Here is a 17,112-nt window from a genome sequence, read left to right as displayed (position 1 = left end):
GCCTGAAATTCCGAAACTTAGCTGTCCTCTGGGGCCGCTAGGGATTGGGATAAAGCCCGCACCCTGCGCATAGCGCGGGTGTCGGGTAGTTTACTTTTATCGGACTGGCGGTTGGGGATCCTCGCTTTGCAGGCGGAGAATTTCGGCCTCAATGCGCTGTTGCAAAGCTTTGCCCTCTTCGGAGCGGATCAAGAGTGTAATGCGGTTGTAGTCGGGCACAGTCATACCGTGGCGAGTGATGATCTCGGTCGCGGTGCGGATGAATTCTCGCCGGATTTGATCTTTGCTGGCCGGGTCGTTTGTGGCTTGGGAGCGCTTTTGGGCCTCTTGCCGGTGGGGCTCCATCTCCAAGACGATACGGGCGTACATTGTTACCTGCTCATCGCTCAACACCACAGAGGTGGTGGGGGTTTGGGCCACGGCCAGAGAAACAGTCAGCACAGGGATCCAAGTGCAAACCCAGATCAAACCCACCAGCCCTTTTTGGACCACGCTTTGGATTGGAAATGCCGTCCACCGTCTCCGACTTGCTTTGCCTGACACCGCTGATGTCTCCCCACCCGCCAACTGTTGCTCAGGTTGCCTAGGGTTTTTGTGAGCTTTCGGCCCCACGCCGGTTCAACACTCTGATGAACCCCGCGGGCTTCGATCCTATCTGCTCCTCTCTGTGAAAGCCCAGGGCGTCGTCCACGCTGACAACTGAGCTTGCTTTTCCATTTGACCGAAAACTGGTCTTTAGGTTCCAGTTCCAGTCCCTTTCCAGCCTATCTGACACCCAGAAGGGAGTGGCCTCTGGGATAATGGGGATGAATTGTTGGTTATTGCCCCTATGCATTTGGAACGTCGCCCGGTTTTCCCGTTTACGGCCATCGTCGGCCAAGAGGAGATGAAATTGGCCTTGCTCCTCAACGTGATCGACCCGCGCATTGGCGGGGTGCTGATCATGGGGGATCGCGGCACGGGCAAATCCACCACCATCCGCGCTTTGGCCGACCTGCTGCCCCAGATCGAGGTGGTGAAAGGGGATCCCTTCAACAGCCACCCGCGGCAGCGGGACTTGATGAGCGATCAAGTGTGGGAGCGCCTGCAGGCGGGAGAAACGCTGGAAAGCACTTGGATCCAGGTGCCGATGGTGGATCTGCCCTTGGGGGCAACAGAAGACCGAGTGTGTGGCACTCTCGACATTGAGCGGGCCTTGGCTCAGGGGGTGAAGGCTTTTGAGCCAGGGCTACTAGCCAAGGCCAATCGAGGCATCCTTTACGTGGATGAAGTCAATTTGCTGGATGACCACTTGGTGGATGTGTTGCTGGACGCGGCGGCCTCAGGCTGGAACACCGTGGAACGGGAGGGCATTTCCATTCGTCATCCGGCTCGGTTTGTGCTGGTGGGATCCGGCAACCCGGAAGAGGGGGAATTGCGGCCTCAACTGCTGGATCGCTTTGGCATGTTTGTCCAGATCGAAACGGTGCGAGATGCCGCCCTGCGGGTGCGGATCGTGGAGGAGCGCAGCCAGTTCGACGCCGATCCCCAGGCTTTTTTGGCCAAGTATGCCGATTCCCAGCAGCGCCTGCGGGAGCGCATCGAAAAAGCCCAACATCTTTTGCCCAACGTGGCAGTGGATCCCGACTTGCGCTTGAAGATCTCTGGGGTATGCGCGGCTTTGGAGGTGGATGGACTGCGCGGAGACATTGTCACCAACCGGGCTGCCAAAGCCCTGGCAGCTCTAGAGGGGCGCAGTGAGGTCACCGTCGCCGATATCCGTCGGGTGATCAGCCTGTGTTTGCGTCACCGCCTGCGCAAGGATCCTCTGGAGACCATCGACTCCGGCTACAAGGTGGAAAAAGCCTTCAGCGAAGTGTTCCAGGTGAGCCTAGAGAGCGCCGCCTAGCCCTCACCCCCCAGCCCCTCTCCCAGGGGGAGAGGGGAGTAGAGTGGCTGCTAGCTTGTCGGCAATGGCGGCAATCCAGGTTTGCTCCTGCCGGCTGAAGCTGCGTGGGGTATCGCTCCCCAAAATCAAGCACCCTTTCTGGCCGATGGGCTGGCACAGCACGGCTTGGGATCCGGGGGGCAACAGGCCATCGAACTCGGCGCGGGCCGGGAACAGCTTGAGATCCACCAGATAGACGGGTCGCCCCGTTTGCAAAACCCGCTGCAAAACGCTCTTGGGCTGAATGGAGGGCATCTGGCCGGGGGTGGCTAGGATCCCCCGTTGCAGGAGGGTTCGCCCACCCACCCAGATCACCACGGTGCGGGCGGCGGTGGTGCTGAGCAGGGTATGGGAGGCCCAAGCCAGCTCCAGTTTCTCGCTTTCGGAAAGATCGGGATGCCAATCACAGCCGGGGATCCCCTGCAGGGGGGCCGTTTGGGGTGGAAGAGGCTGGATCTGCTGCCACAGCAGGCCGGTCAGGATCAAAACGGCGCTGAGGAGGATCCCCAAGGCATCTGAACGGGACTGGCTGGTAAGCAATTCCGGCGTAAAGGCCAGTCGATTAATAACCAAAAGGACGCTGCCCAAAAGGCCGGTCACCAGAGGCAGCCGCCTCACCCAGCGATTGGGATCCCTGGGGGCTGGAGTGGGTTCAACCGTCAAGGCAGGCTAGGCATAACCTAGAGGAAGTAACGGGAGAGAAGGGAGAAGCTGATACATTTACGCTGAACACTGCTGAACATCACTGTTCAACTATGCAGCGATAGCATTCTGTTTGTTTCCATTCGCGTTAGCGGGACGGAGTCCAAACAGAATGGCGGTATCCCGCAAAGCTTTGAGTAGAATACCCAAAGCGCAGTTTCCGTGTCATCTTACTACCAATTTTCTGCTTTGCTTTGGCTACCATGTTGGCAGACTCGAAAGTAAACAGAAAGATCAACTGGTAGTAATCCGTACTGAACATATTATACATTATTTTCAGTATAGTTGAGCTTATTATTGACTAGAGTCATGCTCTTTCCTCTCTGCTCCCTTGAAGATGTACTGAACATATTATACATTATTTTCAGTATAGTTGAGCTTATTATTGACTAGAGTCATGCTCTTTCCTCTCTGCTCCCTTGAAGATTAAATAAAGAACTGAAGTTCATAAAGAACTGAAGTTCAGTATAAAGCCAACTCAGAGACGGCTCCAAATGCCAAGGCGCTCCTGCTGGGCTTTTTCTTGTAGGCCACCATAGTAGCTGTCGTACTTGATGTTGTGGCTGTAGGGGATGATGCGGGCCAGGCCATTGCGCACCAACATGGCGTTCATCTGATGGCCTTCTAACCAGACATAGGCCTCCACCAAGCCCGTAGCATCTACGTTGCGCAGCAACTTATCCCCTTCCAGCTTGACGGTGCGGTAGAGGATGCGCTCCCGCATCAGTTCAATGGCTTGCTGGTAATAGGGGTTTTCTTCCGGGCTGAGACCCTCGATCCCGGCCAACCGGATTAGGCGCATCTTCTGTTCCCCTTCGATTTGCACCACTAGGGTGTCGCCGTTGACCACCCGCACCACAACCGCATCTGGGTAGCGATCGAAGCGGTGGTTGTCGAAGTAGAACGGGGTATCGGGAACGACCCGGGGCTCTCCAAACCCGTGGCTGGGAAGGACGGGTATGGCCAGAAGCAATCCCAATGCAGCAGAGCCGAGAGCAATACGCTGGAACATGACCTTAATCCCCCACTTTGGACGCAGCCCCCTCTTCTTTTCCCGCCGGGGAGTTTCCGGTGGCAACGCTCAAAGTGTAATGGTAGCGGCAACTCTCCAGAAAACAATCCCACCGCAGATTTGAATTGGCCAGCAGTAGATCCGCCGTTGGTTGGGTTGCCCAAGGCTCCCAGGCGACTGAGCCATTCCTGCTCGCTTTTCTTCAGTTCCCCGGCTCTCCCCGCAGTTGCTGGGCAAATTTGTCGGCGAACTTGTCGCTGTCGAAGCGAGCCTGCGCGTTTTGAATGGCTTGGTGAATGCGCCGCTCGGTCGCGTCCGTGGTGCGGAGCACTTTGCACCCATCTCGGGTGTGGGTATTTGGGGTATAGCCGGGCTGAGGGTAAAAGCTTGGAAGCCCTTCTCTACTCTAAGCCTTGAGTCACGTTTTTCTTTCTGCTTCTCCCAAGGCGGCTCCGGCGGTCGTTGCCAAGGTATCAAGGTATTAAAAGTTCCACGGCTCCTGCTCTCTTTGGGAGACATTCTGAACTCAAAAAGAGGCTCTGGGGTGGTTATTTGTAGAACCCAAGCTACTACGCGGGTACAGCGGGGCAAGTTTCCGGAGAGGTTATCAAGCGCTACACAGAGGCTCAGAAGACAGAGCAAGGGGGCGATTGAGTCCCTTTGGTCACACTCAAGGCTCATATCCATGCTGGCTTACAAGCTGAGGCAGTTTTGAGGGACGCTCTGTAGCTGCTGTCAACCTGCCGTGAACCTAGGACCGCTGAGATAAACGATGATAAAAACAGCAGCTGCTGTTAACCCTCCGGAGTTCGAAGCCTAGGGATCCCCTCCATGACTTCCCAGATTCAGCCCTGCACACGCGAACAGATCTTGAATGGAATGGGCATCACCACCCTGTTTTCGGCTCTCGTTGTGGGTCTCTGGATCTGGCTGGGATCCTCCTTTCCCGTGCCGTTTCGCTGGGATCCCCTAGCCTTGGCGTGGGGGGCAGGGCTGGGACTGGGGGTGGCTCTGCTCAGCGGCGGGGTTTACCGGCTCTGGCCAGCCTATCGTCGGGCAGCCACTGCCTACTTACACTGGGTGGCGGATCCCTTGCAGTGGGGAGATATCCTTTGGGTGGGCCTGCTGCCGGGCTGGAGCGAGGAATGGCTGTTTCGCGGCGTGTTGATGTCCCTGCTGGTGGCCAGCCCCTTAGGGTGGACAGGCGGGATCCTGCTGAGCGGCCTCTTGTTTGGCGCCTTGCATTGGCTGGGATGGCAGGGCTGGCCCTATGCCGTCTGGGCCAGCGGGGTTGGTATCCTCATGGGGATTGGCTTGTGGCTGTCGGGAAACCTGTTGGTCACCATTGTCGCCCACACCCTTGTCAACTGGATTGGGGTCTGCACCTGGAAATGCTTTTTCTCTCAAGCGGAGCCCTGAAGGATACAGTTTTCCTGCTCCCCTCTTCCCTTATGGGAAAGGGGTTGCCTGTAAGCAGCGCAGAACCTTGGGCAAGTGCCGCAAATTGAGCTTAACTTACTTGTCGATGCCTTCCTGTCAATGCCCCACCGAGATCTCCTACAACTAGTTTGGGGAGCCTTCCCATGGCTGCGCGTGGGGCGATCCTTGCTGCTGGTCGGGCTGGTGGTGTACGGCTACCTGCTCTGGCTGGGCTGGTTTCAATCGGAGCGGCTGATCTTTCTGCCCCAGCCCGCCAGCTATCGAGATGGGGACGCCATTCTCAAGCTCACGACCTCTGATGGGCTGCAGATTTCAGCGGTATATCTGCCCAATCCGGCTGCTGCTTATACCCTCCTCTATAGCCATGGCAACGCTGAAGACTTGGGGGATATCCTGCCCCGCTTGGTGCACCTGCAGCAGGCTGGGTTTGCCGTCTTGGCCTACGACTACCGCGGTTACGGCACCAGCGAAGGGATCCCTTCCGAGGCCGGCGCTTACAAAGACATCGAGGCCGCTTACACTTACCTAGTTGCCCAAGGGATCCCGCCGGAGCGGATCTTGGTCTATGGAAGATCAGTAGGGGGCGGGCCCTCGGTTTACCTGGCAGCGCAAAAACCAGTGGGCGGCCTGATCCTGGAATCTACTTTCGTGACTGCCTTCCGCGTCTTGACGCGCATCCCGCTGCTACCTTTCGATCGCTTCGACAACCTCAGCCGCATGGCCAAGATCAATTGCCCGCTGCTAATTTTGCACGGTACCCAGGATCGTCTAATCCCCTTCTGGCATGCTGAAGCCCTTTACCAAGCAGCACGGGATCCCAAACGCTTGGTGCCCATCGAAGGGGCCGGTCACAACAATTTGCTGGAAGTGGCCGGAGAGCGCTATGTCACCATCCTGCACCAATTCGTAGCCGAGCTGGTGGATCCCAAGCTGCAGGCAGGCTGAGCAGCAACTGCCAATGTTCCCTTCCTTGCGTAACTGGGAGGTCGCGAGCGGGAATAGGAATGGTGGCGTTAACTGGCCTTTAAGCTTTTTGAGCCAGCAATTCTTGCAACAGATTCTGCGCCGTCTCCATAAAGCGCATCACATCGGGATGATGGCTCCAGATGGGGTCATTTTCAGGAAAAACCTCCAGCGAGAACATACCCTGCACTGTCTGGAGGTAGGGCAGCAGGACGGCATAGCTGGCCTGGCTGAGACCAGACCTCAGAACCTTATCCAAGAGCTTGAGCATCTGCCGTACCAGCTCCCAGCTCACTTTCAAAGGGGGGTAGAGCATCACACAGAGGGGAAACAGCTCCTGCTGGATAGCCGCCATGCTGCCTTCTAGGGCACAGAGGCCCAAGTACACCTGAAACATCTCCACATCGCGGATGCTGGAAATCCGCACGTTCAGATCTGTCAAGGGACCGCTTTCGCAGTGATAGTCCGGAAAACGTTGGGCTACCTCGGCACAAATGGACTCTGCCACGCTGGTAACCAGGGGCAAGAGCTCTTGAATAGCAGCCAAAGGCGCAGAAAAGTGATCGCCTGCCTGGGCGGCAGCGGCCTCGTACATCCTCTGCAAAGGCATGTACAGGTGGTCATCCATGACCTTCAAGTAGGGGTGGAAGAGACCCCGCTCCTGGGGCAGCAGAGCCTGCAGGACCATTTGCCCCGTGTAGTGAAATTGCATGCTTAAAAAGCCAAGTACCCGCGGATCCGGCTTGCTGTAGCGAGCCCGCAGCTGGCCACAAGATGGCGCGATCTTTACCGAAAAGCGGGCTGGTGAGAGGCCCTCCCCACAACTTGCTGCTGCCTTTTCAAATAACTCCTGGGAATCCTCGGCAATTTGCCAGGGATCAATCAAGTCCGGATCCAGCCGCTGCCTCGGTATTTCAGCAGCCAAGAGCCGCTCCGTCTTCGCCCAGGCCTGGGAGCTGGCAAAGCGCAAAGATCCCTTCACCTTGTCAGCTAGAGGGGCGCCTGGCAGCTCGCCCAAGGCAGCCTGTGCCCGTAGCTTGTCTACATATTTTTGCGCCCACAGGGTGGCCAAGCTGCAAGGTGTAACGGTTTCTGCGTCTTGCCTCAATTCTTCCATGGCCTACCTTACGTCAGAGGATCTAGTTTTACCTAGCATACTTCTAGGGGGCTACCGCTGCAGCAAAGAACTTAAGGAACGTTAAGATCCGCGCAGCAATTGTTTACGTTCTGCCTGGGCGCAAGGCGTCAGGGAAGAGGAGGAGCACTCCCTCCCGCCAGCAAGAATCTTAAAATCACCTGCAATCCGCTCGGAAAAGTGGAGTTATGTGGCAAGATCGGGAGGGATCGGGTCGAAGGATCCGGATCCCTGTCTCACCGGATTGAACCCTTTTACGGAGGATCAAGAGCGTATGTCTCTCCGACTTGGCGATACTGCTCCCAATTTCACGCAAAAGTCTACCCACGGCGAAATCGATTTCTACTCTTGGGCCGGGGATAGCTGGGTGGTGTTGTTCTCTCACCCCGCCGACTACACGCCGGTCTGCACCACGGAGCTAGGCACTGTTGCGAAGCTGATGCCCGAATTTGAAAAGCGGGGTGTGAAGGTGATCGCCCTCAGTGTGGACGATGTGGAGTCCCACGTGGGCTGGGTGAAAGACATCGAGGAAACTCAGAACGCCACTTTGACCTATCCCATCTTGGCGGATGCAGACCGCAAGGTTTCTCAGCTCTACGACATGTTGGATCAAACCAACATCAATCAAGAAGGGCTGCCCCTGACGGTGCGCTCGGTGTTCATCATCGATCCCAACAAGAAGATCCGCCTCATTCTTACCTACCCGGCCAGCACAGGCCGCAACTTCGACGAGCTCCTGCGGGTGATCGATGCCCTGCAGTTGACGGATAAGTATAACGTTGTCACTCCCGCCGACTGGAAAGACGGTGACGATGTTATCATCCCGCCTTCGTTGAAAGATCCGGAATTGCTGAAAGAAAAGTTCCCAAAAGGCTACAAGGAAATTAAGCCCTATTTGCGGGTCACCCCTCAGCCTAATAAGTAGTAAAAGCCCGAACACCAACTTTGACGGGCGCTTGAGAAGGGATCCCTTCGTCGGGTAAAGCTGGGATCCTTTTGGTCTGGATCCCCTTATCGGGGATCCTTTTTACTGTTCGGGGAAGGAGGCTGCCTCTGCTGCTTTTTTGGCCAGCTCATCTACTATGAAGTAGCGATGAAATTTATCCGTCACGCGCAACCAAGGGGAACGGCAGCCTTCTTTGCGATAGCGGGTAACGAAGCCTTTTTCTACCAGCTCTGCCACGTGCTGATAAGCACCTTGGCCGCGCAACTCCACCAAATCGGCTTGCGAGAGCGGGCCACGCAGAATGATTGTAGCCAGGGTACGGGTAGCACCCACCCCAATTTCAGGGGGTAAAAGCTGGTTGGCCAGCTCCAAAAACGGCTCCCGCAACTGCAGGGCAAACCCTTCCCCCACCTGTAGGACTTCCAGGGCAGAATCGCGATGGGCATAGTCTTCCATTAATTCCAGCAGCGCATCGTAGGCTTCGTCGCGACTGCAATGGGCCAACTGGGCCAGGGCCGATAGCTCCAGAGGCTGCCCTTTTAAGTAGAGGATCGCTTCGAGCTGATTTTTCAGGGCCAAGACACGCTCCCTCTGACCTTGCCTTTCCGCCAACAAGGGATGCGAAATCGACTTAAGAGAACGCGGGGCCATTGCAACAAGGGATCCGCTTAACTTGCTCCGTAGCATAGCAGCAGTTCTAGGCTGAGGGATCCCTTGGCCAAGCGGGCCGGATCCATCCTCGCCTTCGAGCTAGAACCCTACCCCTGATGCCACCACCATCACCACCACCGCTGCAAAGATAATCAAAGCGTAAAACTGGGCCTTGCCGCTCTCCAGGTATTTCATCGCCTCGCCGCTCACCATGGTCACCAAGCCCGTCAGGTTGACCACACCATCCACAATGCGGCTGTCCACCTCCAGCGCCTCCCGTGCCACGAAGCGGGTGCCCTGCACAAAGACTCGCTCATAGAGATCGTCGATGTACCACTTGTTGAGGGAGAAGTAGTAGAGCGGTTGCAGGCTTTGGGGGAAGGTGCCCGGGTCGATGCGCTTTTGCCAGTAGATCAAGCTGGCCAAAGTGATGCCGATCAGCCCAATGCCCACGGAGCTACCCGCCATGATCAGAAACTCTGCCCAATCGAAATGGCCCGCCAGCACCTCCTGCCACTCTGCTGCCACCAGCGGTAAAATCGAGCCTGCCTCTGCCACAGACTCAGTCGGTGGGTGGATGAAAGCTTCAAAGAAGTTGGCAAAAGGGGTACCCACCAGGCCAATCAGCACAGAAGGGACGGCCAGAGCCAACAGCGGGAAGGTCATCGACCAAGGGGACTCATGGGGCTCTGAGGCATGGGCATCTCCGTCGTGCAGGTTTTCGTGGGCTTCAGGATGGCTGCTGGGCTGGGGTTTTTCTTGAATGTTCATGGCTCCAGGGCCAAAGGCCGGTTGTTTCCCCGCAAAAACGTAGGCAAAAGCTGGCACAGGACGGCCCTGGCTGATGGCCACCTCCTGCCGCAGTCTCAGGTTGGTGCCGCGAAACTCCCCTTCGAAGGTGAGGAAGTAGATGCGGAACATGTAGAAGGCGGTGATCCCGGCGGTGAGGAAGCCCACCCCCCACAGAGCTGGGTTCCGTTCGAAAACAGCGCCCAAGATCTCGTCTTTAGACCAAAAGCCGGCGAAGGGCGGGATCCCACAAATGGCCAACGTGCCGATCAAAAACGTGATGGCCGTAACCGGCATGTATTTGCGCAACCCCCCCATCAGGCGCATGTCTTGGGCCAAAACCGGGTCATGGCCGACCACCGCTTCCATGCCGTGGATAACCGAGCCAGAGCACAAAAAGAGCATCGCCTTAAAGTAAGCGTGAGTCATCAGGTGAAACAGGCCCGCCCCATAGGCCCCACATCCCATAGCCATGACCATGTAGCCCAGCTGGGAAATGGTGGAGTAGGCCAAGCCTTTTTTGATGTCGTTTTGGGTGATGGCAATGGTGGCCCCCAAGAAGGCTGTGCCCGCCCCCGTCCAGGCGATGATGTCCATGGCCACCGGGATCCCTTCCAGCACCGGGAACATGCGGGCCAAGAGGAATACCCCAGCCGCCACCATCGTGGCTGCGTGGATGAGAGCGGAAATGGGCGTGGGACCTTCCATAGCATCCGGCAACCACACATGCAGGGGGAACTGAGCGGACTTGGCCACCGGCCCCAAGAACACCAACACCGCAAACAGGGCAATCAAGCTGCTGCTCACTGCCCCGCTAGCCAGCATCTCCTGCAGATTGCGCCCGATCTCGTCAAACGCGAAGGTGCCGGAAATCCAGTAAAAGCCCAAAATGCCCAACAGCAGGCCGAAATCTCCCACCCGGTTGACCACAAACGCCTTTTGCGCTGCTTCTGCCGCCGCCTGCCGGTCGTGCCAAAAGCCAATGAGCAGGTAGGAGCACATCCCCACCAGCTCCCAGAAGATATAGATCTGCACCAGGTTGGGGCTGACCACCAAGCCCAGCATCGAGGAGCTAAATAAGCTCAGGTAGGCGTAGAAACGCACATAGCCGGGATCGTGGGCCATGTAGCCATGGGAGTAGATCTGCACCAGAAAGGCCACCGTGGTCACCACCACCAGCATCATGGCGCTCAGGTGATCCACGACAAAGCCCATGTCCACCGAGAAGGATCCCGCCTGGGCCCAGGTGATGGTTCTGAGGACGGTTTCGTGCCCCTGCACCTGGCTGACCAAAAGGGCAAAGGCATGAACCATCGCCGTCCCGGTCGCGAACACGCTCAAAAAGGCAGCCAAAGAGCGGTTGGCCCTTGTCCAGGCGTTGAACATCAGGATACCTAAGCCGAGGAGAAAGGCTGCCACCAAAGGATAGACGGGGATCAACCAGGCGTATGTGTAGATGAATTCCATGGGAAATGCTTCCGAATGCGTCCTCTCACAGCAACGAACCTGATCTGCTAGCCCTGCAATTGGCCGGTGGGAGTGTCTGGTGGGCTGGCATTTGCTCAACTGCTTCTGCCATTGTAAACTTTTGCGACAGAGTGCGGAGCCGGATCCCGAGCATCAAGTCCATCACAGCAGAGGCTTTTCCCAGAGATCAATCGGGATCCCCGCAGTTGAATCTGTAGATATCCTAAAGAATCGGCTCTGAGCCCAAGCTGACGGTCGCAGGCCAAAAGATGACAGGGATCCCTTGCGAGCGCTACAACGAAGGCTAGATCTACTGGCGGTCTGGAGAAACTACCCATGAGCTTGAACCTGGTGACCCTGGTGGGGCGAGCCGGCATGGATCCGGAGGTGCGCTACTTTGAGTCGGGCAGGGTGGTGTGTACCTTCAGCCTGGCGGTGAACCGATTCCGCAAAGGAGAAGACAAGCCCGATTGGTTTAACCTGGAGCTGTGGGACCGCACTGCCGAGGTGGCGGGAGAGTATGTGCGCAAAGGCAGTCTTATCGGAGTAACGGGCAGACTGAAGTTCGATCGCTGGAAAGACAAATCCACCGGAGAAGAGCGCCAGAGGCCCATCATCGCTGTAGATCGCCTAGAACTGCTGGGATCCCGTCAAGACCGCGACTCCAACCTGCCCCCCGAAGAGCCGTTTTGACTTGTCTGGCCGGAGCCGGGCAACCTCAAGGTTTGGCTCTGCCCAAGCATCGCCTGCATTCCTGCACCACCTCTGTCAAATCCTGGCTGCACCAGGGATAGTCCAACGGGGGTCGGCGGATCACCCACAAAGGGATCCCCAGGGTTTTGGCCACCGCCTGCTTGATCCCCAGCCCGCCTGCTTCCCCAGAGGCTTTGCTGATCACCACCTGAGGGCTGAGCTGTTGCCAAAGCTGTAGTTCCTGCTCCAAGCTGAGGGGCAAGCGCATCCCGATCACCCGCTCGGCAGGGATCCCGGCTTGCACCGCTTGGGGAACCGATTCCGGCAGCACCCGCGCCCACAGTTGGCAGCGATCTTGCCAAGGTACAAACAGGGGCAGGGCCTTCACTCCCACCGTCAGCAGCACCCGCCGCCCCGCCAGCACCGCATCTGTGAGCACCCCCTGCCAATCCGGTGCCACCTGGACCCAGGGATCCAGCTCTACAGGAGGGCGTTCGTAGCGCAGGTAGGGGATCCCCAGTTGGGCCGTCACCTGGATGGCCAGTTGCGAGATCTGCAGGGCAAAAGGATGAGAGGCATCCACCACTACGCGGATCCGGCACTCTTGCAGGAATTGTTCCAGAGATGGCGGCGAAAATCGGGTGACCACCACCTGACCGGGCAAATCCTGATACAGCCTTCTGGCCCCTTCGGTGGTGACGGTTGCCACCCAAGGGATCCCCTGCCGGCTGAGGGCGTCGGCCAAGCTGCGGCTCTCGCTAGTGCCCCCGATCAAAGCCACTTCAACTGGACTACCAACTGAGCTCATGGTGTGTTGCCAAACTTTGACGCCCGTAGATACGATCAAGATCACCGGCTGGAGGCAATTGCTCATGATCGAGATGCATGTGGCTGGGATTGCGGTCGATGCCGTCAACCAAAACCCCATTGTCATCCTGCGCGATGGCAGTGAGCGTCGTGCCCTGCCCATTTGGGTGGGAAAAGCAGAGGCCAACGCCATTTTGCAGGCCCTGGACGACCAAAAGCCACTGCGCCCCATGACCCATGATCTCATCCTCAACTCCTGGAAGACGTGGGGGATCAAGCTGGAGCGAGTCATCATTCACGCGTTGCTGGATAACACCTTCTACGCGGTGCTCGTCACCGTGAATGGTGACAAAAAACAAGAGATCGACTGCCGCCCCAGTGACGCCATTGCCCTCGCTCTGCGGGCCCATGTTCCCATCTGGACGGTGGAAGAGGTCATTGCGGAAGCCTCGATCCCCATGAACCAGGATGCCGACGAGGCGGAGCGGGAGGCCTTTCGCAAGTTTGTAGAAAATGTAACCCCCAGAGACTTTATCCGCAGCTACCCCATGACCGACCATCCCACCGAAGCCGACAGTTAAGCAGCTAAGGCGGATCCCACCCCCAGGGATCCCGGCAGACAGGCCATGCCCCAGGTTGCCAGGTTAACGGTCTATCCCATCAAGTCGCTGGATGGGATCTCTTTGTCTGAGGTGAGGCTGACGGCGGGGGGAACTTTGGAAGGGGATCGGCGCTACGCCCTAGTGGATGCGGAGGGAAAGCGGGTGAACGGCAAGCGCCATGCTGCGGTCCACCGCCTGCGGGCCCGGTTTGATCCCCAGTTGGGCCAGGTGCAGTTGTGGGGGGATGGCAAGACGGCCCAGTTTGACCTGCAGCAGCAGCGGGATGCTTTACAAACTTGGCTCAGCGATTGGTTCGGTTTTCCGGTGCAACTGCTGGAGGAGCCTCTCAGGGGATTTCCAGACGATCCCTATGCCAACGGCCCCACCCTGATCAGCACAGCCACTCTGGAGACGGTGGCCGGTTGGTTCCCCAACTTGACCCTGGAAGCGGTTCGGCAGCGCTTTCGCATGAATATCGAGCTGTCGGAATGTCTGCCCTTTTGGGAGGATCGTCTCTTTGCCCGCGCAGATCAAGGGGTGCGCTTTCGCATTGGGGAAGTGGAGCTGCTGGGCCTCAACCCCTGCGCCCGCTGTGTGGTGCCCACTCGGGATCCCCTGAGCGGAGAGGCCTATCCCGGTTTTCAAAAGCACTTCGTAGCGCAACGGCAGAAAACCTTGCCACCCTGGGCCGAAGCCAGCCGCTTTGACCATTTCTATCGCCTTGGGATCAATACGTGGATCCCGAGAACGGAGGCGGGCAAGCACCTGAGGGTTGGGGATCCCGTCGAAATCCTCGGGGTTGAACCCCTCAGCCTCTACCCTGAGCTGAGTCGAACCCCAGGTTAGTTTCCGACCTACAATCAAGCTAGAGCAGCTCTTTTGGCTTGACCAAGCTATGCAAACCCTGGATCGGCCCAACGCCCCCACCCAGCAGCCCTACCCAGAACCGGTCTATCCCCGTCGCCCCACCCGTACGGTGGCCGTAGCCGATGTGTTGATCGGCAGCCAGCACCCGGTGGTGGTACAGTCCATGATCAACGAGGACACCCTCGACATCGACGCAGCAGTAGCCGGGATCCGCCGTCTGCACGAGGCAGGCTCAGAGATTGTGCGGGTTACCGTTCCCAGCATGGCCCATGCCAAGGCGATGGAGGCAATTCGGGAGAAGCTGATCCAAACCTACAAGCCCGTGCCTTTGGTAGCCGATGTCCATCACAACGGCATCAAGATCGCCCTGGAGGTGGCCAAATACGTGGACAAGGTGCGCATCAATCCAGGGTTGTTCGTCTTTGAAAAACCTCAGCCCGGTCGCACAGAATATACCCAGGCGGAATTTGAGGCCATCCGTAACAAAATCCGGGAAACCTTCACCCCCCTTGTCCAGACCCTCAAAGCCCAGAACAAAGCCCTGCGCATCGGGGTCAATCATGGATCCCTGGCAGAGCGGATGCTCTTCACCTACGGGGATACGCCTGAGGGCATGGTGGAGTCGGCCCTGGAATTTGCCCAAATCTGCGCCGAGCAAGACTTTCACAATGTGGTGCTTTCCTTCAAGGCCTCCCGCCCGCAGGTCATGTTGGCGGCCTACCGGCTGGCAGCCCGTCGCTTCGATGCCCTGGGCCTAAACTATCCCTTCCACTTAGGTGTCACCGAGGCGGGCGATGGAGAATATGGGCGCATCAAGTCGGCGGTGGGGATCGGAACCCTCTTGGCTGAAGGGATCGGCGACACGATTCGGGTTTCTCTTACGGAAGCGCCGGAAAAGGAGATCCCGGTGGCCTACGGCATTTTGCAAGCTCTGAACCTGCGCAAAACCATGGTGGAGTATGTGGCCTGCCCTTCCTGTGGCCGCACCCTCTTCAATTTGGAGGAGGTGCTGCAGAAGGTGCGCGCCGCAACCCAGCACCTGGTGGGGCTAGACATTGCCGTCATGGGCTGCATTGTCAATGGGCCGGGAGAAATGGCCGACGCCGACTACGGCTACGTGGGCAAGACGCCGGGGGTGATCTCCCTCTACCGCGGCAAAGAGGAAGTGAAAAGGGTGCCGGAATCGGAAGGCGTGCAGGCGCTGATCGATCTGATCAAAGCCGATGGGCGCTGGGTGGATCCCCCTTCTTCCCATTAACTCTGCTTCCCCCTCAAGAGGCGACCTGCCCAGCCATCCTGCCGCGCTCTTGCTTCGCTCAGAAACTGGCTAGTGGCGTTTGCCACGCAGGGCTTTGGCGCGGTTGTTCACCTGTCTTACAAATAGAGGCAGCAGGTGCGCCCGGATATATTCAAACGCTGCTTGTAGACCTTCTTTTTCGTAAATCAGGCCGATTTCCGCCTCAACCTGCGTGGGATCCCTGAAGGCCGACAAAAATTGATTGGAGGTCAGCCAAGTGAAGAGTTCTGCGCGATTCAGGTCACAACTGGGCGGGGAAGGCACTTGCCAGTCTTGAGGTGGCCCAAGCAGCCACTGCCGGGCAAACAAGCTCAACACCGCATCCCCCAGCCAAGCCTTGTCGCGACGGGATCCCTCGTCCAACTGGGCCACCTGCTGTCTGATGGTCTGGCCGGTTGGGGAGAGATGGGATCCTGTCGGCATGGAAGTGGCAAGTGCGCAAGGACTGGCAGCAGACAAGCCCGGCGGCAAAGCGCCCCTGCCTCATTTTAAGATAGGGTCTGGCCCGTTGCAGATGGAGTGTGGCATTGTGAGGATCCTTGGAGCATGTTGTTGGAGCTAACCCCAGAAGAATGCGAATCGGTGATTCCGGTGGTGCCAACGCGCCTTCAGTATGCCGCTTACTGGAGCGATGCCCTCAAGAGCACGGGCCGCATCATCACGGCCATTTTGGTGGGCGTGGCGTTGCTGGTTCTTTCCCGCGCTTTCGGCGAGGGATCCTTTCTGGGGGCAATCGCCTTCCTGGTCGGGATTCTCTCGTTGCTCTATCCCTTCCTGTGGGGGCCGCTCTATACCATCTCCCGCCGTCAGCTAGCCTTTCGCGAGATTCCCTATGGGGGATTGTTTTTTGGGCAGGTGTTGCGCACTCGCCGCTACGAGGTGGTGGTGGAAGAGCGAGAAAAGCTGGATGAAGATGGCAACTTCTACATTGAAGAGGTGCGGGAGCGCCAGTTTGAGATGGAAATTGGCGATGAGACCGGAGTCGTCTATCGTGTGCGGGCCAAGGACGATCCCCGCTACAGGCGAATTGTCAAAAAGCAATCGGTGCTCGGGTTGGTGAAAGCCTATTCCCGCGATTTGCAGCGCCGGCCCACCTTGAGCGAGGTCTATGTGGTCAAGCTGGGGGAGTGGGTGGGAGATGTCTCCTATCTGGATCGGGAGGCTTTTTTGGATATGGCAGATGAGCTGTTGGAGCTACAGGCCCAAGGACAAGCTTGATCCCCTGGATCCCTGGTGTTCTCTGGGATGGAGGGGAAGGGATCCCTGCCTTTTTATTCTGAAACCTAAACGGCTGCCTATCCGGGAGCGCCGCTTTTAACGCTGGGTTAGCCGCATTATTGTACTGGCCAGGGGTAGGGTTGGGTAGTTTACTGTGGACTGGCGGGAGCTTTAAACTGAGGGCTGTAAGCTAAAAACAACTGCCATGGGCGATCCTCTCACCCCCCAAGTTAGCGAGCGCATCTGCAAGCACATGAACGAAGATCATGCCGATGCAATAGCCCTCTACGCCAGGGTCTTTGGCCAGGTGGAAGGAGTTACCCAAGCCCGCATGCAGGCCATTGACCCGGAAGGGATGGACTTGCGGGTGCAGGTCGACGGGGCCGTACAAACGCTGCGGATCCGCTTCGACCACCCCCTGCGGGACTCCGAGGACGCCCATCAAACCTTAATTGCCATGGTGAAGCAGGCTCGCGCTCAAGTTAAACAGGCTACAAAGTGATGAGAGCATGACTCTAGTCAATAATAAGCTCAACTATACTGAAAATAATGTATAATATGTTCAGTACGGATTACTACCAGTTGATCTTTCTGTT

Annotated in this window: 19 protein-coding genes; 10 read left to right on the top strand and 9 right to left on the bottom strand. The window is 57.6% G+C overall.

Annotated features, from left to right (window positions below; all coding sequences use genetic code 11):
- Positions 1–96: 96 nt before the first annotated feature.
- Entirely contained in the window at positions 97–441 is a 345-nt protein-coding gene (locus ACVWZU_RS13015; RefSeq protein ID WP_414331953.1) for a DUF4168 domain-containing protein, read from the bottom strand.
- Positions 442–829: 388 nt separating this feature from the next.
- Here ACVWZU_RS13015 and bchI point away from each other — a divergent pair, with 388 nt between their 5' ends.
- Positions 830–1,888, top strand: coding sequence for a magnesium chelatase ATPase subunit I (bchI, locus tag ACVWZU_RS13010; protein WP_011431779.1), 1,059 nt, complete (start codon positions 830–832; stop codon positions 1,886–1,888).
- Between the two features lie 3 nt (positions 1,889–1,891).
- Here the strand turns inward: bchI and ACVWZU_RS13005 are convergent, their stop codons facing one another.
- From ACVWZU_RS13005 to ACVWZU_RS12995, 3 genes are all read right to left on the bottom strand, one after another.
- Positions 1,892–2,590 (bottom strand): cofactor assembly of complex C subunit B, encoded by a 699-nt coding sequence (locus ACVWZU_RS13005; protein WP_457445311.1) that lies wholly within the window; start codon positions 2,588–2,590, stop codon positions 1,892–1,894.
- 517 nt (positions 2,591–3,107) lie between these two features.
- The gene (locus tag ACVWZU_RS13000) at positions 3,108–3,641 is read right to left on the bottom strand and encodes a thermonuclease family protein (RefSeq protein WP_011431781.1); all 534 of its coding nucleotides are present in this window, start codon (positions 3,639–3,641) and stop codon (positions 3,108–3,110) included.
- Between the two features lie 202 nt (positions 3,642–3,843).
- A complete protein-coding gene (locus tag ACVWZU_RS12995; protein ID WP_414328685.1) occupies positions 3,844–3,972 on the bottom strand; it encodes a hypothetical protein in 129 nt (42 codons plus the stop codon).
- Positions 3,973–4,472: 500 nt separating this feature from the next.
- Here ACVWZU_RS12995 and ACVWZU_RS12990 point away from each other — a divergent pair, with 500 nt between their 5' ends.
- Complete coding sequence (locus ACVWZU_RS12990) at positions 4,473–5,060, top strand: CPBP family intramembrane glutamic endopeptidase (RefSeq protein WP_457445309.1); 588 nt, start codon at positions 4,473–4,475, stop codon at positions 5,058–5,060.
- Positions 5,061–5,180: 120 nt separating this feature from the next.
- A complete protein-coding gene (locus ACVWZU_RS12985; protein ID WP_457445307.1) occupies positions 5,181–6,026 on the top strand; it encodes an alpha/beta hydrolase in 846 nt (281 codons plus the stop codon).
- A gap of 79 nt (positions 6,027–6,105) precedes the next feature.
- On the opposite strand, the gene ACVWZU_RS12980 is transcribed toward ACVWZU_RS12985, so the two are convergent.
- A complete protein-coding gene (locus ACVWZU_RS12980) occupies positions 6,106–7,161 on the bottom strand; it encodes a hypothetical protein (protein WP_414355409.1) in 1,056 nt (351 codons plus the stop codon).
- Between the two features lie 292 nt (positions 7,162–7,453).
- Here ACVWZU_RS12980 and ACVWZU_RS12975 point away from each other — a divergent pair, with 292 nt between their 5' ends.
- Positions 7,454–8,104 carry a peroxiredoxin gene (locus ACVWZU_RS12975; protein ID WP_457445305.1) on the top strand — a complete coding sequence of 217 codons (651 nt, stop codon included), beginning with the start codon at positions 7,454–7,456 and terminating at the stop codon, positions 8,102–8,104.
- Positions 8,105–8,206: 102 nt separating this feature from the next.
- On the opposite strand, the gene scpB is transcribed toward ACVWZU_RS12975, so the two are convergent.
- Together scpB and ACVWZU_RS12965 are read right to left on the bottom strand one after the other, a co-directional pair.
- Entirely contained in the window at positions 8,207–8,704 is a 498-nt protein-coding gene (scpB, locus tag ACVWZU_RS12970; protein WP_457445303.1) for an SMC-Scp complex subunit ScpB, read from the bottom strand.
- Positions 8,705–8,875: 171 nt separating this feature from the next.
- Positions 8,876–11,032, bottom strand: a complete 2,157-nt coding sequence (locus ACVWZU_RS12965) for an NAD(P)H-quinone oxidoreductase subunit 5 (protein WP_457445301.1) — start codon at positions 11,030–11,032, stop codon at positions 8,876–8,878.
- Positions 11,033–11,368: 336 nt separating this feature from the next.
- Here ACVWZU_RS12965 and ACVWZU_RS12960 point away from each other — a divergent pair, with 336 nt between their 5' ends.
- Positions 11,369–11,725 carry a single-stranded DNA-binding protein gene (locus ACVWZU_RS12960; protein WP_457445299.1) on the top strand — a complete coding sequence of 119 codons (357 nt, stop codon included), beginning with the start codon at positions 11,369–11,371 and terminating at the stop codon, positions 11,723–11,725.
- Positions 11,726–11,750: 25 nt separating this feature from the next.
- Here the strand turns inward: ACVWZU_RS12960 and ACVWZU_RS12955 are convergent, their stop codons facing one another.
- Entirely contained in the window at positions 11,751–12,599 is an 849-nt protein-coding gene (locus ACVWZU_RS12955; protein ID WP_457445297.1) for a cobalt-precorrin-6A reductase, read from the bottom strand.
- Between ACVWZU_RS12955 and ACVWZU_RS12950 the strand changes: the two genes are divergently transcribed.
- From ACVWZU_RS12950 to ispG, 3 genes are read left to right on the top strand one after another with little or no spacing between them, the layout of a single operon-like run.
- Complete coding sequence (locus ACVWZU_RS12950) at positions 12,598–13,113, top strand: bifunctional nuclease family protein (protein WP_011431791.1); 516 nt, start codon at positions 12,598–12,600, stop codon at positions 13,111–13,113. The two genes, ACVWZU_RS12955 and ACVWZU_RS12950, sit on opposite strands and share 2 nt — an antisense overlap.
- Before the next feature lie 45 nt (positions 13,114–13,158).
- The gene (locus tag ACVWZU_RS12945; protein WP_457445295.1) at positions 13,159–13,980 is read left to right on the top strand and encodes an MOSC domain-containing protein; all 822 of its coding nucleotides are present in this window, start codon (positions 13,159–13,161) and stop codon (positions 13,978–13,980) included.
- Between the two features lie 49 nt (positions 13,981–14,029).
- Positions 14,030–15,259, top strand: a complete 1,230-nt coding sequence (gene ispG, locus ACVWZU_RS12940) for a (E)-4-hydroxy-3-methylbut-2-enyl-diphosphate synthase (protein WP_414343922.1) — start codon at positions 14,030–14,032, stop codon at positions 15,257–15,259.
- A 69-nt stretch (positions 15,260–15,328) separates the two neighbouring features.
- On the opposite strand, the gene ACVWZU_RS12935 is transcribed toward ispG, so the two are convergent.
- Positions 15,329–15,757, bottom strand: coding sequence for a hypothetical protein (locus tag ACVWZU_RS12935; protein ID WP_414343920.1), 429 nt, complete (start codon positions 15,755–15,757; stop codon positions 15,329–15,331).
- Between the two features lie 87 nt (positions 15,758–15,844).
- Here ACVWZU_RS12935 and ACVWZU_RS12930 point away from each other — a divergent pair, with 87 nt between their 5' ends.
- Together ACVWZU_RS12930 and ACVWZU_RS12925 are read left to right on the top strand one after the other, a co-directional pair.
- The gene (locus ACVWZU_RS12930; RefSeq protein ID WP_414355425.1) at positions 15,845–16,516 is read left to right on the top strand and encodes a hypothetical protein; all 672 of its coding nucleotides are present in this window, start codon (positions 15,845–15,847) and stop codon (positions 16,514–16,516) included.
- A gap of 205 nt (positions 16,517–16,721) precedes the next feature.
- Complete coding sequence (locus tag ACVWZU_RS12925; RefSeq protein ID WP_011431796.1) at positions 16,722–17,018, top strand: DUF2470 domain-containing protein; 297 nt, start codon at positions 16,722–16,724, stop codon at positions 17,016–17,018.
- Positions 17,019–17,112: the final 94 nt, after the last annotated feature.

This window comes from Thermostichus sp. MS-CIW-26, from assembly GCF_054059115.1.
Note: the sequence above shows the minus strand (reverse complement) of the source record. Positions and strands in the feature narration are given on the sequence as shown.